The sequence below is a fragment of the Kitasatospora sp. NPDC088779 genome (assembly GCF_040685395.1).
In the GTDB taxonomy this organism is placed as follows: Bacteria; Actinomycetota; Actinomycetes; order Streptomycetales; family Streptomycetaceae; genus Kitasatospora.
On the sequence record NZ_JBFBHW010000006.1, the window covers coordinates 62,788 to 82,584 of the forward strand.

At 74.3% G+C, this 19,797-nt stretch carries 15 protein-coding genes; 7 read left to right on the top strand and 8 right to left on the bottom strand.

Annotated features, from left to right (window positions below):
- Positions 1-4: 4 nt before the first annotated feature.
- On the top strand, positions 5-2,125 hold the full coding sequence (locus AB0P03_RS07145) for an FUSC family protein (RefSeq protein ID WP_363588000.1): 2,121 nt from the start codon (positions 5-7) through the stop codon (positions 2,123-2,125).
- Positions 2,126-2,194: 69 nt separating this feature from the next.
- Here the strand turns inward: AB0P03_RS07145 and AB0P03_RS07150 are convergent, their stop codons facing one another.
- On the bottom strand, positions 2,195-2,863 hold the full coding sequence (locus AB0P03_RS07150; RefSeq protein ID WP_363628013.1) for a hypothetical protein: 669 nt from the start codon (positions 2,861-2,863) through the stop codon (positions 2,195-2,197).
- A 99-nt stretch (positions 2,864-2,962) separates the two neighbouring features.
- Between AB0P03_RS07150 and AB0P03_RS07155 the strand changes: the two genes are divergently transcribed.
- Together AB0P03_RS07155 and AB0P03_RS07160 are read left to right on the top strand one after the other, a co-directional pair.
- Positions 2,963-3,685 (top strand): helix-turn-helix domain-containing protein, encoded by a 723-nt coding sequence (locus AB0P03_RS07155; protein WP_363628014.1) that lies wholly within the window; start codon positions 2,963-2,965, stop codon positions 3,683-3,685.
- 14 nt (positions 3,686-3,699) lie between these two features.
- Entirely contained in the window at positions 3,700-4,455 is a 756-nt protein-coding gene (locus tag AB0P03_RS07160) for an RNA methyltransferase (RefSeq protein ID WP_363588022.1), read from the top strand.
- A 43-nt stretch (positions 4,456-4,498) separates the two neighbouring features.
- Here AB0P03_RS07160 and AB0P03_RS07165 read toward each other — a convergent pair whose 3' ends face one another.
- From AB0P03_RS07165 to AB0P03_RS07190, 6 genes are all read right to left on the bottom strand, one after another.
- Positions 4,499-5,839: a peptidoglycan-binding protein gene (locus AB0P03_RS07165; protein ID WP_363628015.1), complete on the bottom strand. Its 1,341-nt coding sequence runs from the start codon at positions 5,837-5,839 to the stop codon at positions 4,499-4,501.
- Between the two features lie 314 nt (positions 5,840-6,153).
- A complete protein-coding gene (locus AB0P03_RS07170) occupies positions 6,154-7,167 on the bottom strand; it encodes a hypothetical protein (RefSeq protein ID WP_079135727.1) in 1,014 nt (337 codons plus the stop codon).
- 300 nt (positions 7,168-7,467) lie between these two features.
- Entirely contained in the window at positions 7,468-9,618 is a 2,151-nt protein-coding gene (locus AB0P03_RS07175) for a protease pro-enzyme activation domain-containing protein (protein WP_363628016.1), read from the bottom strand.
- A 458-nt stretch (positions 9,619-10,076) separates the two neighbouring features.
- On the bottom strand, positions 10,077-11,564 hold the full coding sequence (locus AB0P03_RS07180) for an FAD-dependent monooxygenase (RefSeq protein WP_363628017.1): 1,488 nt from the start codon (positions 11,562-11,564) through the stop codon (positions 10,077-10,079).
- Between the two features lie 156 nt (positions 11,565-11,720).
- Entirely contained in the window at positions 11,721-13,421 is a 1,701-nt protein-coding gene (gene paaN / locus AB0P03_RS07185) for a phenylacetic acid degradation protein PaaN (RefSeq protein ID WP_363626233.1), read from the bottom strand.
- A gap of 173 nt (positions 13,422-13,594) precedes the next feature.
- Positions 13,595-14,863: a hypothetical protein gene (locus tag AB0P03_RS07190; RefSeq protein WP_363581610.1), complete on the bottom strand. Its 1,269-nt coding sequence runs from the start codon at positions 14,861-14,863 to the stop codon at positions 13,595-13,597.
- Between the two features lie 148 nt (positions 14,864-15,011).
- On the opposite strand from AB0P03_RS07190, the gene AB0P03_RS07195 reads away from it, so the two are divergent.
- Entirely contained in the window at positions 15,012-15,596 is a 585-nt protein-coding gene (locus AB0P03_RS07195; RefSeq protein WP_363581608.1) for a TetR/AcrR family transcriptional regulator, read from the top strand.
- A gap of 49 nt (positions 15,597-15,645) precedes the next feature.
- On the opposite strand, the gene AB0P03_RS07200 is transcribed toward AB0P03_RS07195, so the two are convergent.
- Positions 15,646-16,092 carry an Lrp/AsnC family transcriptional regulator gene (locus AB0P03_RS07200; protein WP_363581606.1) on the bottom strand — a complete coding sequence of 149 codons (447 nt, stop codon included), beginning with the start codon at positions 16,090-16,092 and terminating at the stop codon, positions 15,646-15,648.
- A gap of 164 nt (positions 16,093-16,256) precedes the next feature.
- Here AB0P03_RS07200 and pdhA point away from each other — a divergent pair, with 164 nt between their 5' ends.
- Genes pdhA through AB0P03_RS07215 form a run of 3 tightly spaced genes read left to right on the top strand, consistent with a single transcriptional unit; the run spans position 16,257 to position 19,743 of the window.
- Positions 16,257-17,396: a pyruvate dehydrogenase (acetyl-transferring) E1 component subunit alpha gene (gene pdhA / locus AB0P03_RS07205; RefSeq protein WP_063348428.1), complete on the top strand. Its 1,140-nt coding sequence runs from the start codon at positions 16,257-16,259 to the stop codon at positions 17,394-17,396.
- Entirely contained in the window at positions 17,396-18,400 is a 1,005-nt protein-coding gene (locus AB0P03_RS07210) for an alpha-ketoacid dehydrogenase subunit beta (RefSeq protein WP_363628018.1), read from the top strand. The genes pdhA and AB0P03_RS07210 overlap by 1 nt, the downstream gene beginning before the upstream one ends.
- A complete protein-coding gene (locus AB0P03_RS07215) occupies positions 18,400-19,743 on the top strand; it encodes a dihydrolipoamide acetyltransferase family protein (protein ID WP_363628085.1) in 1,344 nt (447 codons plus the stop codon). Before AB0P03_RS07210 ends, AB0P03_RS07215 begins: the two co-directional genes overlap by 1 nt.
- Positions 19,744-19,797 lie beyond the last annotated feature (54 nt).

The window sequence follows — 19,797 nt, forward strand, 5'->3', positions numbered from 1 at the left end:
CCGTATGTCCTGGTTCGCCGCCCTTCGCGACACCGCGCGGACCGGACTCACCCTCGACCGGGCGCTCACCGACCCCAAGCGGGCCCTGCGCGGGGCCGTCGCGGTGGCGTTGGTGCTCTTCCCCACCCTCGCGCTCGGCGGGGTCGCGCTCGCCACCTCGGCCGCGATGGGCGCCTTCATCGCCGGCACGGCCACCTTCCAGCGCAGCTTCCGGCCCCGGGCCAGTCTCGCCGTCGCGGCCGGGGCCGGGCTCGGGATCAGCACCTTCCTCGGCTACCTGGCGGCCGGGGTCCCCGGGTTGTTCCCGGTGCTGCTCGCGGTGTGGGCCTTCGGCGCCGGGCTCGCCTGGGCGATCGGGCCGACCGCCGGGGTGGTCGCGACCAACACCGTCTCGGTGATGCTGATCGTCGTCCAACTGCCGGTCAGCGCGACCGCCGCGCTCGGACACGGGCTGGTCGCCGCCCTCGGCGGGGTCGTCCAAGCCGTCGTCATCACCCTGTGGCCGATCGGGAGCTGGAGTGCCCAGCGGGACGCCCTCGCCGACACCTACGCGGAACTCGCCGACTACGCGCGCAGGTTGAGGCAGGATCCGACCGCGCACGTCGACCCGGCGCCGTTCATGACGGCCCGGCACGCCGCCGCCCTGACCCCCTGGCAGGACCGCCACCGGCCGGCCGAACTGCGCGGCCTGCGCGGCCTCGCCGAGCGCATCCGGCCCACCCTGGCCGCGCTCGCCGATCCCAAGGTGGGCGCCCCGGAGGAGGGGCCCGAACGCGACCGGGCCCGTGAGGTGCTGGCGGCCGCCGCCGAGGTCATGGACGCCCTGGCCCGGGCCGTCCGCACCGGCGACCCCGTCCGGCTGCCCCGCTCGGCGCCCACGCTCACCCTGGTCCCGCCGGACGAGGGGCCGCGGTTGCAGGGGGCGGCCCGGCGGTCGGCCCGCCGACTGGGCGGGCTGCTGCGCAAGGCCGCGGACACGCTGGAGCGGGGCGACGCGGACACCATCACCACGCCCGTGATCGGCGCGGGCGGGGCGCTGCACAAGCCGTCGATCCTCCGGATGCTGCCGGTCGCGCTGCGGACGGTGCGCCGGCAGCTGCGGCCGCGCTCGGCGATCTTCCAGCACGCCGTCCGGCTCGCCGGGGTGGTCACCGTCGCCTACCTGCTGGCCCGGCTGGTCGGGTTCCACCACGGCTACTGGGCGCCGATGACCGCCGCGATGGTGATGCGGCCGGACTTCGCCCAGACCTACAGCCGGGGTGTCGCCCGGCTGGCCGGGACGGTCGTCGGGGTCGCCGTCTCGACGCTGGTGGTGCAGCTCACCCACCCCGGGGAGTGGGTGCTGGCCGCGCTGGCCGTGCTGTGCATCGGCGGCTCGTACCTCGCGTTCCGGACCGGATACGCGCTGACGACGGTCGGGATCTCGACGTACGTGGTGTTCCTGCTCGGGCTCCAGGCCGGGAACCCGCTCACGACGGCCTTCGAACGGGTCGGGCTCACCCTGCTCGGCGGGTCGGTGGCGCTGGTGACGTACGCGCTCTTCCCGACCTGGCAGACCGCCCGGCTCGGGGAGCGGCTGGCCGAGTGGCTCGCCGCCGCCGGGCGGTACGCGGCCGCGGTGGTCGCCTGCTACGAGGACCCGGCCGCGCCGCGCGGGCGGGCGGTGCGGACCGCGCTGCTGGACTCCCGGGAGGCCCGCTCGGAACTGCTCCAGGCCATGCAGCGCGCCGACGCCGAACCGGGCCGGCACGCCTCCGGGCTGCCCGGGGTGTCCCGGCGCCAGGTCGACCGGGCCCGGGCGGCCGTCGGGCACCTCGGACGGGTCGCCGTCCTGCTGGAGGCGCACCTGCCGGCCGCCGACGCCGACCCGGTGCCGGGTACGGCGGAGTACGCGGAGGAGCTGCGGCTGGCCACCGCGCTCGCGGGGGCGGCGCTGCTCACCGGGCAGCCGGTGGAGTTCGGCGCCGTGCGGGAGGCGCAGGCGCGGCTGGAGGAACGGCTGGCGCAGGCGCCGGCGGGGGTGCAGCGGGACGTGGTGCGGGCGGGGACGCGGCTGCTGGGGCAGGCGCTGAAGGACCTGGAGCGGGCGCTGCGGGGGCGGGAGGACGTGCGGGGGCCGCAGTAGGCGACGTTCGCCCCTCCTGGAAGGGCGAACGTCGGGGGGAGAACGTCGGGGCCGAACGGCGCGGGGGCGTCAGGCGGCGCGGGCGGCGGCCTCCAGCCAGTTGGCGAACTCGCAGGCGAAGTGCCACTGGTGGCCGGTGCCGAGGAGGGCGGGGGCGGCCTCGGGGAACTGGACGGTGAGGCGGATCCGCAGGCCGTCCGGGGTGTCGGCGAACTCGTGCATCACCCGCAGCACCTCGGTGCCGTCGGCGAGGGTGCCGGTGCCGCCGATGCGGACCGGGAAGGCCTGGTGGCCGGGCCCGGCGATCGGGACGTCGTCGTGGAAGCGCAGGAAGAAGCGGGCCGGGCCGGTGCCGAGGGTCTCGATGATCTCGACCCGTTCGCCGGTGGAGTCGGCCAGGTAGTGCTCGGGGTTGGCGGCGAGCAGGGCGTCCCGGTCGGGGGCGTGCAGGCGGCCCTGCCACCAGGTGAGGAAGCGGTCGGCGTCGATGCCGGCGGCGGTGAGCTCGGTGACGGCGGTGCTCCACCGGCCGCCGGAGGCGTGGGCCCAGGCGGCCAGGGCGGTGTCGGCGGCGGTGGTGTCGGGGGTGAGCAGTTCGCGCGTCCGGTCGTCGCCGAGGCGCTGCTTGAGCAGGCGCAGGGCGGCGCGGGCGCGGTCGAGCTCCCAGGCGAGGACGGCCTCGCGCGGGTGGCTGGTGCCGTCGATGTCGGTGTGGACGGTGAGCGCGGTGGTGGTCACGGCGTCACTCCTCGGCTCCTCAACGATGCGGAGAGATTTTCTCCGCTTCACTGGACGCTAGCATAGGGGGAGAGAATTTCTCCGGTTAGGGAGTTGCCGATGAGGGCCGACGCGGAACGCAGCCGGCGCAGGATCCTGGACGCCGCCTGCGAGGTGTTCCTGGAACGGGGCCCGGACGCCCCGCTGGACGCCGTGGTCCGGCGGGCCGGCGTCGGCCCGGCCACCCTCTACCGGCGCTTCCCCGACCGGGAGGCCCTGGTCCGCGCCCTGGTCACCGACCTGCTGGCCCGGCTCGCCGAGGCCGCCGAACGGGCCCGCCGCGACGAGACCGACCCGTACCGGGCGCTGCGCCGCTTCGTGCACGCCGCCGCCGACCTGCGGATGGGCGCGGCGATCGTGGTGCTGCTGGAGCGGCTGGTGGTGGACGAGGACCTGGTCGCCGTCCGCCGCGAAGCCGTCACCGCCGTCGAGGCGCTGCTGCGCGCCGCCCAGGACGCCGGGCGGCTGCGGGCCGACGTGGGGATGGGCGACCTGGTGCTGCTCTGCGTCCGGGTGTCCCGCCCGCTGCCGGGCGCGCTGGCCACGCTCGACGCGGACGGCTCGCTGGTCCACCGGCACCTCGACCTCGCGCTCGCGGGGCTCGCCGCCGATCCGGACGGTCCGACCGGCCGGCCGCTCGGCTTCGACGAGGTGATCGCCGCTGCGGGCCGCCCCGGCGAGCCCGGCCCGGGCGGGGCCGCCCCAGGCGGGGTGGCCCTGGATCAGACGGTCCTGGATCAGGTGGCCTCGGATCAGACGGCCTCGGACGAGGTGGCAGAGTGAACGCCATGAACGCCATGGACGACGAGGTGCTGCGGGCGTGGCGGGCGGCGGAGCGGGAGCCGGGGGCCGTCCTGCTGGACGGGTTCCACCCGCTGAAGCACGCGCTGCGCTTCGGCGGGGACGTCCGGCGGGTGCTGACCGCCGATCGGGCGGCGCTGCTGGCCCTGGCCGGGGAACTGGCGCCGGACGTCGCGCCGGCGCTGGACGCGCTGGCGGTGGAGCTGCCCGAGGAACGGCTGCGGACGCTGGCACCCCGGCTGCACCCGACCGGGGTGGTCGCCCTGGCCGCGCGGCCGTCCGTCGGGGCGAACCTGGCGGCCCTGGCCCGGCGCCCGCGCCCGGCCCCGGTGGTGCTGCTGGAGAACCCGCGCAACCTGGGCAACGTCGGGGCGGTGATCCGGCTGGCGGCCGGCTTCGGCGCCACCGGCGTGGTGACCACCGGAGATCTGGACCCCTGGCACCCGACCGTGCTGCGCGGCAGCGCGGGCCTGCACTTCGCCACCGCGGTGGAGCGGCTGGCCCTGCCGGAGCTGCCCGCCGGGCCGCTGTACGTGCTGGACCCCGAGGGCGCGGACATCCGGACGCTGCCGTTCCCGGACGACGCGCTGCTCGCCTTCGGCACCGAGCGGCACGGCGTCTCGGCGGAGCTCAAGGCGCGGGCGGACCACCTGGTCTCGGTGCCGATGCAGCCGGGGGTGTCCAGCTTCAACCTGGCCACCAGCGTGGCGATGGGCCTCTTCCACTGGATGTCGTCGAAGCCTCAGGGGTGAGGCGTGGCGCCCGCCGGGGCGGGCACCACGCCGTCGGCGTGCGTCAGGCGAAGAGCCGGCGCCAGGTGTCCGGGCCGGGGTAGCCGTCGGCCTCGGCGCCGCGCCAGCCCTGGGCCTGCTGGAAGGCCTGGACGGCCCGCCGGTCGCTCTCGCTCCAGCGCGGGCCGGGGCCGACGCCGTACGAGCCGCCGAAGCCCTTGCGCACCAGCTGCTCGCCCAGCAGACGGACCTGGTCGTTGTTCTGACCCGGCCCGAAGTACTGCCGGCCGGGGAAGGCGGGCGCCCCGGTGCCGGGCCGGACCGGCGGCGGTAGCGGGGTGGTGCCGGCGCCGATGGCGCGGCCCTTGCCGTTGACCAGGTAGTCCCAGGTGTCCTTGCCGGGGATGCCGTCGGCCTCGGCGCCGCGCCAGCCCTGGGCCTCCTGGAAGGCCTGGGTGGCCCGCCGGTCGGCCTCGCCCCAGCGCGGGTCGGGGCCCTCGGAGTAGAACCGGGCGCCGCCGCGCTGCATCAGCAGCCGGCCGAGCTCGGTGACGTACGCGTTGTTCGCGCCGGGGCCGAACTTGTCCGCGCCCGGGAAGGCGGTGGCCGGGGTGCCGTCGTTGCTGCCGCCGGACAGGCCGGTGTAGCGGTACGGGACGTAGGCGCCGGAGTTGTTCCAGTAGGCGTACGGGGTGTCGCGCTTCTTGGTGCCGGGGGAGGTCTGCTCGTAGGCGAGGTAGCGGGTGAGGGAGGAGTCCGTCCAGCCGCCGAAGATCGTCACGTGCGACCCGGACTGCGGGCTGGCCGGGTTGTTGTAGATCAGCACGTCGCCGGGCTGGAGGTCGGCCTTGCCGATCCGCTCGGCGAAGTTCGGCAGGGTCCAGGTGGTCTGGCTGCTGCCGAGGCCCCAGGCCATCGAGACGAAGCCGGAGCAGTCCTGGCGGTAGCCGTCCGACCAGTAGCTGCCCATGCCGTACGGCACCTGCTGGTCGACCCAGCCCTGGGCGCGCTGGATGATCTGCGCCCGGGTGGGCGGCTGGGCGGCGGCGCGCGGGGCGGCGAAGGCGCGGGCGCCGGGTGCTTGGCCGTAGAGGCCGCTGACCTCGCCCTGCGGGGTCTGCGGGGGCTGGGCGGTGCTGCTGCCGCCCGGGGTGGGGCCGGGGGTGGGGGCCGCGGTGGCGTGCCCGGCGGCGGCCGTCCCGCCGCCCACCGCGGTGCCGACGGCGGCCATCAGCACGGCGGCCCGGCGGCGGATGCTGCGGGCCGCGGCGTGCCCGCCCTCGTGCACCGGTGCGGCGTGCCGCCGGGCGCGGCGGCGGGCGCTGCAGCCCCCGCATATGCAGTCCTCGTCCGGTTCGACCTCGTCGAATTCCAGCAGCGGGGACAGGTGGTCGGTACGGGTCATGCTCCGCCTCTTTCCTGCGGTCTTCCTGGTCTACGCCTGACGGCGTGACAGGACTGGCCTTCCCGGGCCGGCCCCGCGTGTTATCGGGACCAAAGTCCCAAAGCGGGCGGAAGGTGGCACGGCGGGTTGCGCCGGACGGGTGACAACCGTTCGGCGGCCCGGGCGTGGCGGGGGCGGGGAGGAGACGGTAGTGCCGGCGCGGAGCCTGGCGGGCGGTCAGGTGTGGCGGGGGTGCGCGGGCCGGTTCGAGGACGGCGGGGGCGGTTGGACGCCGGGGCGGCCGGATGTCGGGGACGACTGGACGCCGGGGACGGCTACTGCCACTCCCAGCGGATGCCGATGTGCCCGGGCTGCTGGTCCGGGGCGAGCACGTGGGCACTCGCGGAGGCGCCGATCCAGAGCTGCTCGCGGCGGTGGTCGACGTCCGCGCCCGGCTCGCGGTCGTAGCGCTCGCAGTGCGCCGGGACGGCCGCCGGGTCGAAGTGCACCTGGAGCACGTACTCGCGCACCGGGGTGGCGAAGCGGCGGCTGTACTCCAGCGTCGGGCCGCCCGGCGGGATCTCCACCTCGTACTCGAAGACCGTGCTGTCGCCGAGCGCCAGCGGGCGGTCCAGCATCAGCTCGCCGACGGTCAGGCCGGCCTCCGGACGGCGCCGGACCCGGCCCAGCCGGCCGTGCCGCACCGAGGTGATCTCCGGGCAGCCCGTCGCCTCCTCGTCGGCCTTGTGCACGACCAGGCAGCGGCCCACGCCGCCGACGGTGGCGCGCACCACCTGGCGCATCCGCAGCAGGTTGCCGCGCCGCTCGGCGTCCACGTAGTACGAGTCGTGAATGCTCAGCCGCTCCAGTTCGCCCTGCGGCGGGGCGTCCAGCTCGGCGAAGATGTCCGCGATCTGCCGTTCGCCCGGCCAGACGTCCTCCAGGCCGAGGTGGCAGGTGTTCGCGACGGCGGCCCAGCGGCCGCGCGGGCGGGGCGGGCCGAGCAGCGAGGTGAGCGCGCTGTGCGGCAGTCCGAGCAGTTCCTCCAGCAGGTGGACGGCTCTCAGCGAGCTGGCCCGTTCGGGCTGGCTGCGTCCGCGCCGCCAGTAACTCAGCGTCGTGACGCTGACTCTGACGCCGCGTTGGGTGAGGGCGGCTCTGATCCGGTCCAGGCTGAGGCCACTGGCCTCGATGGCCAGGTGCAGGGTGTCCGCGAAGCCGCCGGGGGCGGTGGCCCGCCCGGCGTGCGCGGGTGCCGGAGGCGGTGCGGGTACGGACGGGCCGGGGCGCTCCGGGCGCAGTCCGACCAGCCGGAGTCGCGCGGAGTCCTGAGGCTGCTGTGCGGCCATGCGGTGACCCTCCCCGCCAGGTGAGTTCGGAGGGGCCTGGCCGGCGCCGAGGCTCGCCGCCGACGGCTTCACCGAGCTTTGGGGAACCCTATGCACGGTCGAGAGGCTACGTCATCAGTCGTGCGTATGACAGGGGTCACGGCAGGTGAACCGAAGGGTTGATGATCTTGAAACAGTTCGGAAACACACGCCCTCGCCGCGCGCCCGCGCCGCCCGCCGCGACCGGGCGGACGCACACCGCCGGGGCGGGCCCTGTCGGCGCCGCCCCGGCGGGGGTCAGGTGGTGCTACCCGCTGGTGGTCAGTTGACGTTCAGCGCGATGTCGTCGATCACGAAGCTGGTCTGGTTGGAGCCGTCCTCGGTGCCGGTGAACTTGACGGTCACGCTCTTGCCGGCGAAGGAGGAGAGGTCCAGGGTGCGCTTCACGTAGCCGGCGGCGGCGTTGACGTTGGAGTACGTCGCCAGCGTGGTGCCGTTGGCCTGGACGGTCAGCTTGTCGTACGCGGTGGAGCCGGTCTCCGCGGTGTCGATGTGCAGCCAGAAGGTGAGGCTGGCGGACTTGCAGCCGGCCGGCACCGAGATGGTCTGCGACAGGGTGTCGGTGTGGGCGCTGCCGTAGCCGTCCAGCCAGGCCTTCCAGCTGCCCGAGTGGGCCGCCTGCGAGGAGCTGTTGTCGACCACGCCGCTGGAGGTGGTCCACGGGGCGGCGGTGCCGGTCTCGAAGCCGCCGTTGCCGATCAGCTGGGCCGCGGTGCAGCCGCCGGTGGGCGGGGTGGTGGAGCCGCCGCCGAGCAGGGCGGTGGTCAGGCCGTCGGCGATCGGGGTGCCCCAGCCGGTGACCTGGTCGTAGCCCGTCCCGGCCGGGAAGTCCTGGTTGGAGCCGCTGGTCACGTCGTGGAAGGCGCCGGAGTAGTTGCTGCTGTTCGCGACCGCGTACAGCTTCGGGTTCGCCTCGCCCAGGACCGGCTGGCCGGCCGCCTTGGCCTTCTGGTTGAACTGGGCCGCGTAGCCGGCCCACAGCGGCGCCGCCGCGCTGGTGCCGCCGTAGACCTGCCAGGAGCCGGCCGTGTAGATCGCGAAGCCGCTCGCCGGGTCGGCGTTGGAGGAGACGTCCGGGACGGTGCGCATGGTGCCGCTGCCGGTGCCGGTGCCGGTCTGCCAGGTCGGCTTGCCGAACACGGTGGAGACGCCGCCGCCGGCGCTGCTCCAGGCGCTCTCCGAGGAGTACGAGGTGCCGGACACCTGGAGGTTGGTGCCGCCGACGCCGGTCTGGTGCGGGCTGGACGCCGGGAAGTCGACCGCCTTGACCGACGAGCCGCTGGTGGAGCGGGTGCAGTCGCGGGAGCCGTCGTCACCGGAGGCGGAGAAGATCGAGATGCCCTGGGCGGCGGCCTGCTTGAAGGCGTTGTCCACGGCCGTCATCGAGGCGGCGGTGGTGTCCGGCTCGCAGGAGCCCCACGAGATCGAGATGACCGAGACCTGGTTGTCGGCCACGATCTTGTTGGCCATGTCGATCTCGCCCTGGTCGCTGTTGGGCGCCTCGTAGACCAGCTGGGTCGCCTTCGGCGCCGCGCCGCGGACGATCTCGCTGTCCAGCTCGACCTCGCCCTGGCCCCCGCCGGGGGCGGAGTCGTAGTTGGCGCCGTCCACCGAGACCGTGGAGACGGCCGGGCCGGACAGGCCGTACTGCGAGTCGTAGGTGGTCAGGTTGGAGGACGAGTAGCCGTCGAACTCCCAGAGGGCGACCGTCGTGCCGGTGCCGTCGGCGCCGGTCTTGTTCAGGTTGTAGGCGCCGTCGTACTGCGACGGGCCGAAGCCGCTCGGGGTCGAGGAGGCCGTGTGCGGGGTGACCGAGTTCGGCTTGGCCAGGCGGTTCTTGCGGACCGCGTGGTTGTCCAGGCCGCTCACGCCCTGGACCACGTCGGCCAGGTCGGCCGGGACGGAGGCGGCGGCGTCGTTGGCGAAGAAGGCGCGCTGCAGCTGCGGGTCGACGTAGGAGCTCTCGTGGGTACCGAAGGCCTGCGAGACCTGCGCGTTGGTGCCGTGGGCGCTGACCACCTGGCGGTTGGCGCTCACCTCGGTGACGGTCAGGCCCTGGGCGGCCAGGTAGGTCTTGACCTGGTCGACGGCGGCCTGGGTCGGCCCGAACCGGGCGGTGAACTGCTCCGGCGTCAGGTACTTGCCGAACTCGGGGGTGCCGGGGGTGGCGACCGCGGCGAGGAAGCGGTCGAGGGCGGCGGTGTCACGCAGCTTCAGGCTGACGGCCACCGAGATCTGCTGCTCGGCCGGGACGTCGCCCTTCTTCTCCGAGTGGGCCACCGCCGGGTTGACGGTGTTCGGGAGCGCGACACGGGGAGCGGGGGCGGCCTGCGCGGTGGAGACACCGAGCGAGACGGCGGTCAGCGGCAGCACGGCTATCGCCGCGGCGAGGGCAAGGGAGCGGGGGCGCAACGGATCCTCCTCTGGCCGGCTGTGGGGGCCGGCAAGGGGCCAGAGCGTTCCGGAGTCGAAAACGCTGGCTAGAACATGACAGAACCAGTGCGCAAAGTGGCTCATGGTCAAGCAATTCGTTGCTAAAAAACAGTCAACTGTGGACACCCGGAATGCGGGGATTCCATACAGTGAATAGCCCGGATTCCGGAACCGGTCCCTACCGGTGGGGGGCGGAAGGGACGGACGTGGAACCGGGTGGAGCCGCGCGGGAAGCATGACCGGCGTGGGCCGAATGGCGACGCGCGGGAATCGGGCGCGGGCGGCGCGGAACTATGTGAACGGCACGGTCCGGCGGCTGCTCTGACGGCTGCCCCGACGGTGGACCGGAAGGGGCTGAGGGCGGGCCGGGAGGGCCCGAAGGGTCCGGCGGCGGGCCTGGCGGGTGCGCGGGGAGGCCGCGCACCCGCCGGCGGGGGTCAGGGGGTGCCGAGCCAGGCGGTCAGGGCGGTGCGGAGCTCGCCCTGGCCGGGGTCGACGGCGCCCCAGGCGGCGTAGCCGTCCGGGCGGATCAGCAGGACGGTGTCGCGCAGCTTGCCGTGCGGGTCGGCCGGGGCGGCGGTGACCATGCGGTCCGCCCAGGGTTCGGCGGCGGCCAGTTCGTCGTTGCTGACCAGGACGAACTTCCCCTCGCGCAGCGCCTCGTAGAGCCGCTCGGGGGCGGCCGGGGCGCCCTCGACGGGCTTGCGCAGCGCCGTCAGCCGCAGGTCCGGGACGCGCTTGCCGACCTGCGGGTGGGCGTCCTTCGGGGCCGGGTAGGAGATGTCGATGCCGGAGACCATCCGGGCGCCGCGCTCGGTGACCAGGTCGAGGTGGCCGCCGAGCGTGGTGAGCGCCCCGCGCAGGGCGCGGGTGGGGGCGGACTCGGCGAGGGCGAGCCGGATCAGCGCGCCGGAGGTGCGCAGCACCGTCCGGCCGACCGGGTGCCGTTCGCCCTGGTAGGTGTCGAGCAGGGCGTCGGTGGCGTGGCCCTGGAGGGCGGCGGCGAGCTTCCAGGACAGGTTGGCGGCGTCCTGGAGGCCGGTGTTCATGCCCTGGCCGCCGGCCGGGGAGTGACAGTGCGCGGCGTCGCCGGCCAGGAAGACCCGGCCGGAGCGGTAGTTGGGGGCCTGGCGCTCGTCGCTGTGGAAGGTGGAGCTCCAGCGGACGTCGTGCAGGCCGTAGTCCTCGCCGAGGGTGGTCCGGGCGATGGCGGCGAGGCGCTCCGGCGAGGGGGTGGTGCCGTCAGGCTGCCGCTCCTTGCGGTCCCAGGCGATCAGCCGGTACCAGCCGTCGCCGAAGGGGGCGAGGAAGGAGAAGCCGGTCTCGTTGGCGCCGACGGTGATGGTGTCGGCGGGCTCGCGCTCCAGCCGGACGTCGGCGAGCATCACGGAGTCGACCACGGACTCGCCGGGGAACGGGATGCCGAGCAGGTCGCGCACGGTGGAGCGGACGCCGTCGGTGCCGACCGCGTACCGGGCGGTGAAGGCGTTCCCGTCGCGGGTCTCCAGGGTGACGCCCTCGGCGTCCTGGCGCAGGGCGGTGACCTCGGCGCCGCGCAGGATGGTCGCGCCGGCCTGCTCGGCGCGGTCCTGGAGCAGCCGTTCGACGTGGTACTGCGGCGTGATCAGGACGAACGGGAAGCGGGTGGGCAGCGAGCTCAGGTCGATGCCGAAGCGGTCGAACATCCTCAGGCCGGTGACCGGGCGGCCGGTGGCGATGAGGTCGTCGGCGAGGCCGCGGGCGTCCAGGAGCTCCAGAGTGCGGGCGTGCACGGCGAAGGCCCGGGTCAGGTTGGACTCGGCGCCGCGCTTCTCCAGGACGGTGACGCCGACCCCGGCCGCGGCGAGGTCGCCGGCCAGTAGCAGTCCGGTCGGTCCGGCACCGACGATCAGGATGTCGGTGGCGGTCGTCGGCTTCGCGGTCATGTGTCAGCTCCCGGTGTTCGGAGGGCGGTTGGACGCCGTGTCCGGCGTTCTCCCAGACTCCATCATCCCGGGCCCGCGGGGAGCTGTGAACCGCCGGGCCCCGGCGGTGGGTGACCGCCGGGGCCCGGAGCGGATCGGACGGGGCCGGGACGGCGCTCAGCCGTGCCGGCGGACCTCCACGGTGCGGAACCGGTTGGCGACGAACGCGCCGTCGCAGTAGGCCGAGTTGGCGGCCGGGTTGGCGCCGGTGCCGTGCAGGTCGGAGAAGGCGGCGGTCTGGTTGGGGTAGACGCCGCCGGTCAGGTTGAGCGAGAGCGAGACGCCGGCGTCGAGCGCGGCCGCCACCAGCAGGCCCTCCACCTCGGGCGAGGTGGTGTAGCCGGAGGCCGTCATGGCGCCCTTGTCGCGGACCGTGGTGCGCAGCAGCTCGACGGCGGCGGGGGTGGACTCGACGGCGACGGCGAAGGAGACCGGGCCGAAGCACTCGGTGCGGAAGACCGCGCGGTCGTCCGGCTTGTCGGCGTCCAGCTTGACCAGCGCGGGGGTGCGGACGGTCGCGCCGGGGAAGTCCGGCGAGGTCACCGCGCGCGGGGCGAGGGCGAGCTCGCCGTACTCGCCGCCGGCCGCGGCGGCCGAGCGCTGCAGCACGCCCGGGTTGACCACGGCGCCGAGGATGGCGGCGGCGCGGGCGTCGTCGGAGAGCAGGCCGTCGATGGCGGCGGCGAGGTCGGCGACGACCTGGTCGTAGGACTTGTCGCCCTGGTCGGTGGCGATGCCGCCGCGCGGGATCAGCAGGTTCTGCGGGGTGGTGCACATCTGGCCGCTGTAGAGCGAGAGGGCGAAGGCCAGGTTGCCGAGCATGCCCTTGTAGTCGTCGGTGGAGTCGATGACGACCGCGTTGACGCCGGCCTTCTCGGTGTACACCTCGGCCTGCTTGGCGTGCTCCTCCAGCCAGTCGCCGAAGGCGGTGGAGCCGGTGTAGTCGATCAGCCGGATCTCGGGGCGGACGGCGAGGGTCTGGGCGACGGTGCCGCCCTCGTGCTCGACGGCCAGGCAGACCAGGTTGGGGTCGTAGCCGGCCTCGGCGAGCACCTCGCGGGCGGTCCGGACGGTCAGCGCGAGCGGCAGCACGGCGCGCGGGTGCGGCTTGACCAGCACCGGGTTGCCGGTGGCCAGCGAGGCGAACAGGCCGGGGTAGCCGTTCCAGGTGGGGAAGGTGTTGCAGCCGACCAGCAGCGCGAGGCCGCGCGGGACGACGGTGAACTCCTTGGTCATCACCAGCGGTTCGCGCTTGCCCTGGGGCTTGGTCCAGCCGGCCCGGCGGGGCAGCCGGGTCTGCTCGGCGTAGGCGTAGGTGACCGCCTCCAGGCCGCGGTCCTGGGCGTGCGGGCCGCCGGCCTGGAAGGCCATGCCGTAGGCCTGGCCGGTGGTGTGCATGACGGCCTGGCCGAACTCGTGGGAGCGGGCGTTGATCCGGTGCAGGATCTCCAGGCAGACGGCGGCGCGCTCCAGCGGGGTGGCGGCGGCCCAGCCGGGCCGGGCGGCGCTCAGCGCGGCGATCAGCGCGTCCGGCTCGGCGTGCGGGTAGCCGATGCCCAGCTCGATGCCGTACGGGGAGGCCTCGCCGCCGACCAGGTCGCCGTCGGCGGGGTGGCCGTCGAGGGTGAACGGCTGGCCGAGCAGGGCGTCGAAGGCGGCCTTGCCGTCCGCCGGGCCGCTCTCGCCGTACGCCTTCGGGAACTCGGGGTAGGGCGACCAGTAGTCGCGCTTGGCGGCGGCGTCGAGGGCGGCGTCCAGGGTGGCCTGGTGGCGCTCGACCAGCTCGCCGACGAGGGGGTGGGTGACCGCTGCGGACATCTGTGCGCTCCTCAGGAGGGAGGACGGGACACGTCACAGGGTAACCGAACGATCGGTCGGCTCAAGAGGGTGCAGGGGACGGAATCCGGGAAGACGCGCGGGGCGGTGGCCGGAAAGCGCGCGGGGGCGCGTCCGTGGCGGACGCGCCCCCGGGGGCCGGTGCGGGGCAGGGTCTACGGCACGCCCAGCTCGAAGATGACGTACCCCGCGTACCAGCCGGAGGCGACCGCGCCGAAACCCAGCACCGCGGCCAGCACCGGCCAGCTGAGCTTGCGCATCGCCACCGCGAGCGCGATCAGCAGCGGGAACGCCGGCAGCAGGTAGCGCGAGACGTTGCCGAAGATGCCGAGGCTCCCCAGCACCGAGACGATCGTGGCCAGCGTGTAGGCGGTCAGCACCAGCGGCGGGCGCAGCCGGATCAGCAGCACGATCAGCACCGGCAGGGTGAGCACGATCAGGGTGGCGAAGAGGTCCGGCACCGGGAACGCGAACGGGTAGTCGTTGCGGCCGAGCAGCACGCCGCGGATCGCGTGCCAGGTGCCCTGGCCCCAGTCGAAGTAGTGCAGCCAGGCGTCGTGCTGGAGCCGGAAGTAGCCGCCCCACTCGCCCATCCGCCAGCCCACCCAGGCCACGTAGCCGAGCAGGCCGACCGGGGCCAGCAGCATCGCGGTCAGCGGGCGCAGGACGCCGCTCTCGCGCCGGTACAGCTCCACCAGCGCGGCCAGGCCGACCGCGCCTATCAGCGCCGCGGCGGTCGGCCGGTTGAGCCCGGTGACCAGGGTGATCACCCCGGCGGCGACCCACTGCTTGGTCATCACGCAGTAGCAGGCCCAGGCGGCCAGTGCGACGAAGGTGGAGTCCGAGTAGACCGCCCACTCGGCGCCCGAGCCCGGGGCGATCGCCCAGATCCCGGCCGCGATCACGCCCGCCCTGGGGCCGGCCATCCGGTCCACCACGGCGTAGATCCCGGCGGCGGCGAACAGCGAGGCCACCACCGACACCAGCATCCCGGCGCCGTACAGGCCGAGGCCGGTGACGTCCGAGGTCATCCGCATCAGGCCCGGGTAGAGCGGGAAGAACGCGGCGGAGTTCTGCTCGACGGAGAAGCCGACCGGGCCGTTGGGGATCGTGACCAGCGCCGGGTGGTAGCCGAACTGGGCCACCTGCTGGTACCACCAGCCGTCCCAGGTGGCCAGCACGTCCCAGGGGTTGGCGCCGCCGCCGAACCGGGCCGGCTTCTTGAGGTAGTCCCCGGAGAAGGAGAGCAGCTTCATGAAGACGGTGAAGCCGATCAGTTTCAGCACCGCGTAGCACCACACCGCCGGCCCGAACCGGACCACCAGGGCGCGGGCGCCTTCCCGCCAGCCGCCGCCGGGCACGCCCTCCGGATCATCGCTGCGCTGCTCGGGCACGTCGGAGGCGACGGCCGGTATTGCGTTCATTCGGACTGGACCCCACCCTGCTGGACGTGGACGATCGTCCGCCGAGTCTAGGGCCTGCGCATCGGGGCCTGGTGTGGACCAGTGCGCTGCCGCGGACCCGACCGGACCCGATCGCGTACGGCGCGGGGCGGCCGGGGATACTCGGAGGATGGCCGATCACAGCACGCGTACCGCCTACACCGTGGAGTCACTGCTCGCGGTGACCGTCGACGTGTTCAACGAGCGCGGCTACGACGGCACCTCGATGGAGGACCTGTCCCGGGCGGCCGGGATCTCCAAGTCGTCCATCTACCACCACGTCCGGGGCAAGGAGGAGCTGCTGCGGCTGGCCGTCGGGCGGGCGCTGGACGGGCTGTTCGCGATCCTGGCCGAGCCGGCGGCGGTGCGGGGCCCGGCGGTGGAGCGGCTGGAGCACGTGGTGCGCCGCACCGCCGAGGTGCTGCTCGCGGAACTGCCGTACGTGACGCTGCTGCTGCGGGTGCGCGGGAACACGGTCACCGAGCAGTGGGCGCTGGAGCGGCGCCGGGAGTTCGACCACCAGGTCGCCGAGCTGCTGCGGGCGGCGGTCGCGGACGGTGCGCTGCGCGCGGACGTCGAGCCGCGGCTGGCCACCCGGCTGCTGTTCGGGATGATCAACTCGATCGTGGAGTGGTACCGGCCGGGCCTCAAGGGCACCGACGGCCTCGCGGACGCGGTCGTCCACCTGGCCTTCGACGGGCTGCGCGCGCGGTAGCCGCCGCCGGCCGGTGGCCGGGGCCTGCCGGTCGGTCCGGGGGACCTGGTCAGTCCGGGGGGACCTGGTCGGTCTCCTCGAAGATCAGCATGGTCCGGGTGCCGAGCACCTGGGGGATGGACTGGATGCTGCCCAGCACCAGCTCCCGCAGCGCGTGGTTGTCCGCGGTGTGCACCAGCAGCAGGACGTCGAAGTCTCCGCCGACCAGGGCGATGTGGGCGACCCCGGGGAGCTCCAGCAGCTGCTCCCGGACCGTGCGCCAGGAGTTCTGGACGATCTTCAGGGTGATGTACGCGGACGCGCCCTGACCTGCCCGTTCGTGGTCGACGCGGGCGGTGAAGCCGCGAATGATGCCGTCCTCGACCATCCTGGATATCCGGGCGTAGGCGTTCGCCCGGGACACGTGCACCCGCTCGGCCACCGAGCGGATCGAGGCGCGGCCGTCCTGCTGCAGCAGCCGCAGGATCGAACGGTCGACCCGGTCGAGTCTGGACATCTGTTCAGCCGACATGACCCCCCACCCTCGCCGATTGGACGCACTGCCACCAGTCGACCGCCGCTCAGGCCGAATGTCCACCACCTTGTCACGCTTCTGGTCAAGATGAACAGACGACCGAACAATCGGTAGGGAGCCCCCGCCACCCCAGGAGGTGCCCCGAGATGACCGTTCTCGACCACAGACACCACACGGCGGTGCCCGGCTGGACCCCCGGGGCCACCGCCCCGCGGACCGACCCGGCCCCCCTGCTCCCGGACGCCTCACCGGTCCGGGTGCTCGGCACCCCCGCGCTGGAGAAGTACGACCCCGCACTGCTGCGCGAGCTGTACCGCCGCCTGGTGGTCGGCCGCCGCTTCAACCAGCAGGCCACCACCCTGACCAAGCAGGGCCGGCTGGCCGTCTACCCGGCGTCCACCGGCCAGGAGGCCTGCCAGGTCGCCGCCGCGCTGGTGCTCGGCGAGGCCGACTGGCTGTTCCCCAGCTACCGCGACACCCTCGCGGTGGTCTCCCGGGGCGTCGACCCGTTGGAGGCGCTGACCCTGCTGCGCGGCACCGCCCACACCGGCTACGACCCGCGCGCCACCCGCACCGCCCCGCTCTGCACCCCACTCGCCACCCAGGCCCCGCACGCCGTCGGGCTGGCGCACGCCGCCCGGCTGGCCGGCGAGCCGGTGGTCGCGCTGGCCATGCTCGGCGACGGCGGCACCAGCGAGGGCGACTTCCACGAGGCGCTGAACTTCGCCGCGGTGCTCCAGGCGCCGGTGGTCTTCCTGGTGCAGAACAACGGCTACGCGATATCCGTCCCGCTCAGCGCGCAGTCCGCCGCGCCCACCCTCGCCCACAAGGCCGTCGGCTACGGCATGCCGGGCCGGCTGGTGGACGGCAACGACGCGCCCGCCGTGCACGGCGTCCTGACCGAGGCGGTCGAGCGGGCCAGGACCGGCGGCGGCCCGACCCTGGTCGAGGCGCTCACCTACCGGGTCGAGGCGCACACCAACGCCGACGACGCCACCCGTTACCGCACCGACCCGGAGGTGGCCGCCTGGCGGGAGTACGACCCGATCCTGCTGATGGACCGCTCGCTGCGCGAACTCGGCGTCCTGGACGACGCGCTGGTGCAGTCGGCGGCCGACGAGGCGGAGGCGCTGGCGGCCCGGATGCGGGCCGAGTTCCACGCCGACCCCGAGCTGGACCCGATGGCGCTGTTCACCCATGTCTTCGCCGAGCCGACCCCGCAACTGCGGGAACAGGCCGCCCAGTTGTCCGCCGAGCTGGCCGCCGAGGCCGAGGTGCAGCACTGATGAACCAGACGGCCACACCGACCCGTACGGCGAGCATGGCGCAGGCGCTCAACGCGGCGCTGCGCGACGCCCTGCGCGAGGACCCCGCGGTGCACGTGCTCGGCGAGGACGTCGGCGCGCTCGGCGGCGTCTTCCGGATCACCGACGGGCTGACCGCCGAGTTCGGCCCCGACCGCTGCCTGGACACCCCGCTGGCCGAGGCCGGCATCCTCGGCACCGCGATCGGCATGGCGATGTACGGGCTGCGCCCGGTCGTCGAGATGCAGTTCGACGCCTTCGCCTACCCGGCGCTGGAGCAGCTGTTCTCGCACGTCGCCAAGATGCGCAACCGCACGGCCGGCCGACTCCCGCTGCCGATCACCGTCCGCATCCCGTACGGCGGTGGCATCGGCGGGGTCGAGCACCACAGCGACGCCTCCGAGGCGTACTACGCGGCCACCCCCGGCCTGCACGTGGTCACCCCGGCGACGGTCGCCGACGCGTACGGGCTGCTGCGGGCCTCGATCGCCTCCGACGACCCGGTGGTCTTCCTGGAGCCCAAGCGGCTCTACTGGGGCAAGGACGGGTTCGACCCGGCCGCGCCGGTCGAGCCGATCGGCCGGGCCGTGCTGCGGCGGCCCGGCACCTCCGCCGTGCTGATCACCTACGGGCCCTCGCTGCCGGTCTGCCTGGAGGCGGCCGAGACGGCGAAGGCCGAGGGCTGGGACCTCGCGGTGCTGGACCTGCGCACCCTGGTGCCGTTCGACGACGAGACGGTCTGCCGGGTGGTGCGCTCGCTCGGCCGGGCCGTGGTGGTGCACGAGGCGAGCGGCTTCGGCGGCACCGGCGCGGAGATCGCCGCCCGGGTCACCGAGCGCTGCTTCTACCACCTGGCCGCGCCCGTGCTGCGGGTGACCGGCTTCGACATCCCGTACCCGCCGCCGATGCTGGAGCACCACCACCTGCCCGGGGTGGACCGGATCCTGGACGCGGTCGCCCGGTTGCAGTGGGAGGACCGAGGATGATGCCCGTCGTGCGCGAGTTCCGGCTGCCCGACCTCGGTGAAGGACTCACCGGGGCCGAGGTGGTGCGGTGGCTGGTCGAGGTCGGCGAGGTGATCGCGGTCGACCAGCCGGTGGTGGAGGTGGAGACCGCCAAGGCCGTGGTGGAGGTGCCCTGCCCGTACGGCGGGGTGGTCACCGCCCGGTACGGCGAGGAGGGCGAGGAGATCGCCGTGGGCGCGCCGCTGGTGACGGTCGCGGTGGCTCCGGCGGAAGGGGCTTCGCTGCTGGCCGAGGCGGCGGCCGGGATGCTGGTCGAGGCGGCGGCGGAGGTGGAGCGGCCGCTGGTCGGGTACGGGGTCGCCGAGCCGGGGAAGGGCGGGCGGCGGCGCCGGGTGGGGGGTGCGGCTGCTGTTCCTGCTGTTGTTGCTGCTGTTGATCCGGCTCCTGTTCCTGCTGCTGTTCCGGTTGTTGTTCCGGCTCCCGCGCTGGTGGTGCGGACCGTTCCGGGCGTGGTGCCGGTGATCTCGCCGCTGGTGCGGCGGCTGGCCCGGGAACAGGGGGTCGATCTGGCCGCGCTCTCCGGCAGCGGCCCGGACGGGCTGATCATGCGCGCGGACGTCGAACGGGCGGTCGCGGCGAAGGCGGCGGCACCGACGGCTCCGGCGCCGGTGGCGCGGGAGGGCGTCGTCCCGCTGCGCGGGCTGCGCAAGGCGGTGGCCGAGAAGCTCAGCCGCAGCCACCGGGAGATCCCCGCGGTGACCTGCTGGGTGGACACCGATGCCACCGAACTGATGGTGCTGCGGCGACAGTTGAATGCCACCCCGGGCCCGAAGGTGAGCGTGCTGGCGCTGCTCGCCCGGATCTGCACGGTCGCGCTGGCCCGTTTCCCGGAGCTCAACTCCAGTATGACGGAGGACGGTTCGGGCATCATCCGACACTCGGCGGTGCACCTGGGCTTCGCCGCGCAGGGCGAGCGAGGTCTGGTCGTCCCGGTGGTGCGGGACGCCCACGCCCGCACCACCGAGCAACTCGGCGAGGAGTTGGGCCGGTTGACCGGGGCGGCGCGCGACGGCTCGCTCACCCCGGCCGAACTGACCGGTGGCACCTTCACGTTGAACAACTACGGGGTGTTCGGCGTGGACGGCTCCACCCCGATCCTGAACCACCCCGAGGCGGCGATGCTCGGGGTCGGCCGGATCGTCGCCAAACCCTGGGTGCACGAGGGGGAGTTGGCGGTGCGCGAGGTCGTGCAGCTGTCGTTCACCTTCGACCACCGGGTCTGCGACGGCGGGACGGCGGGCGGTTTCCTGCGGTTCGTCGCGGACTGCGTGGAGCGGCCGGGGACGCTGCTGCGGCAGCTCTGAGCACGACTCGGTCGCCCTGGGTGGCGTGCTCCGCACCCAGGGCGACGGGGCGCG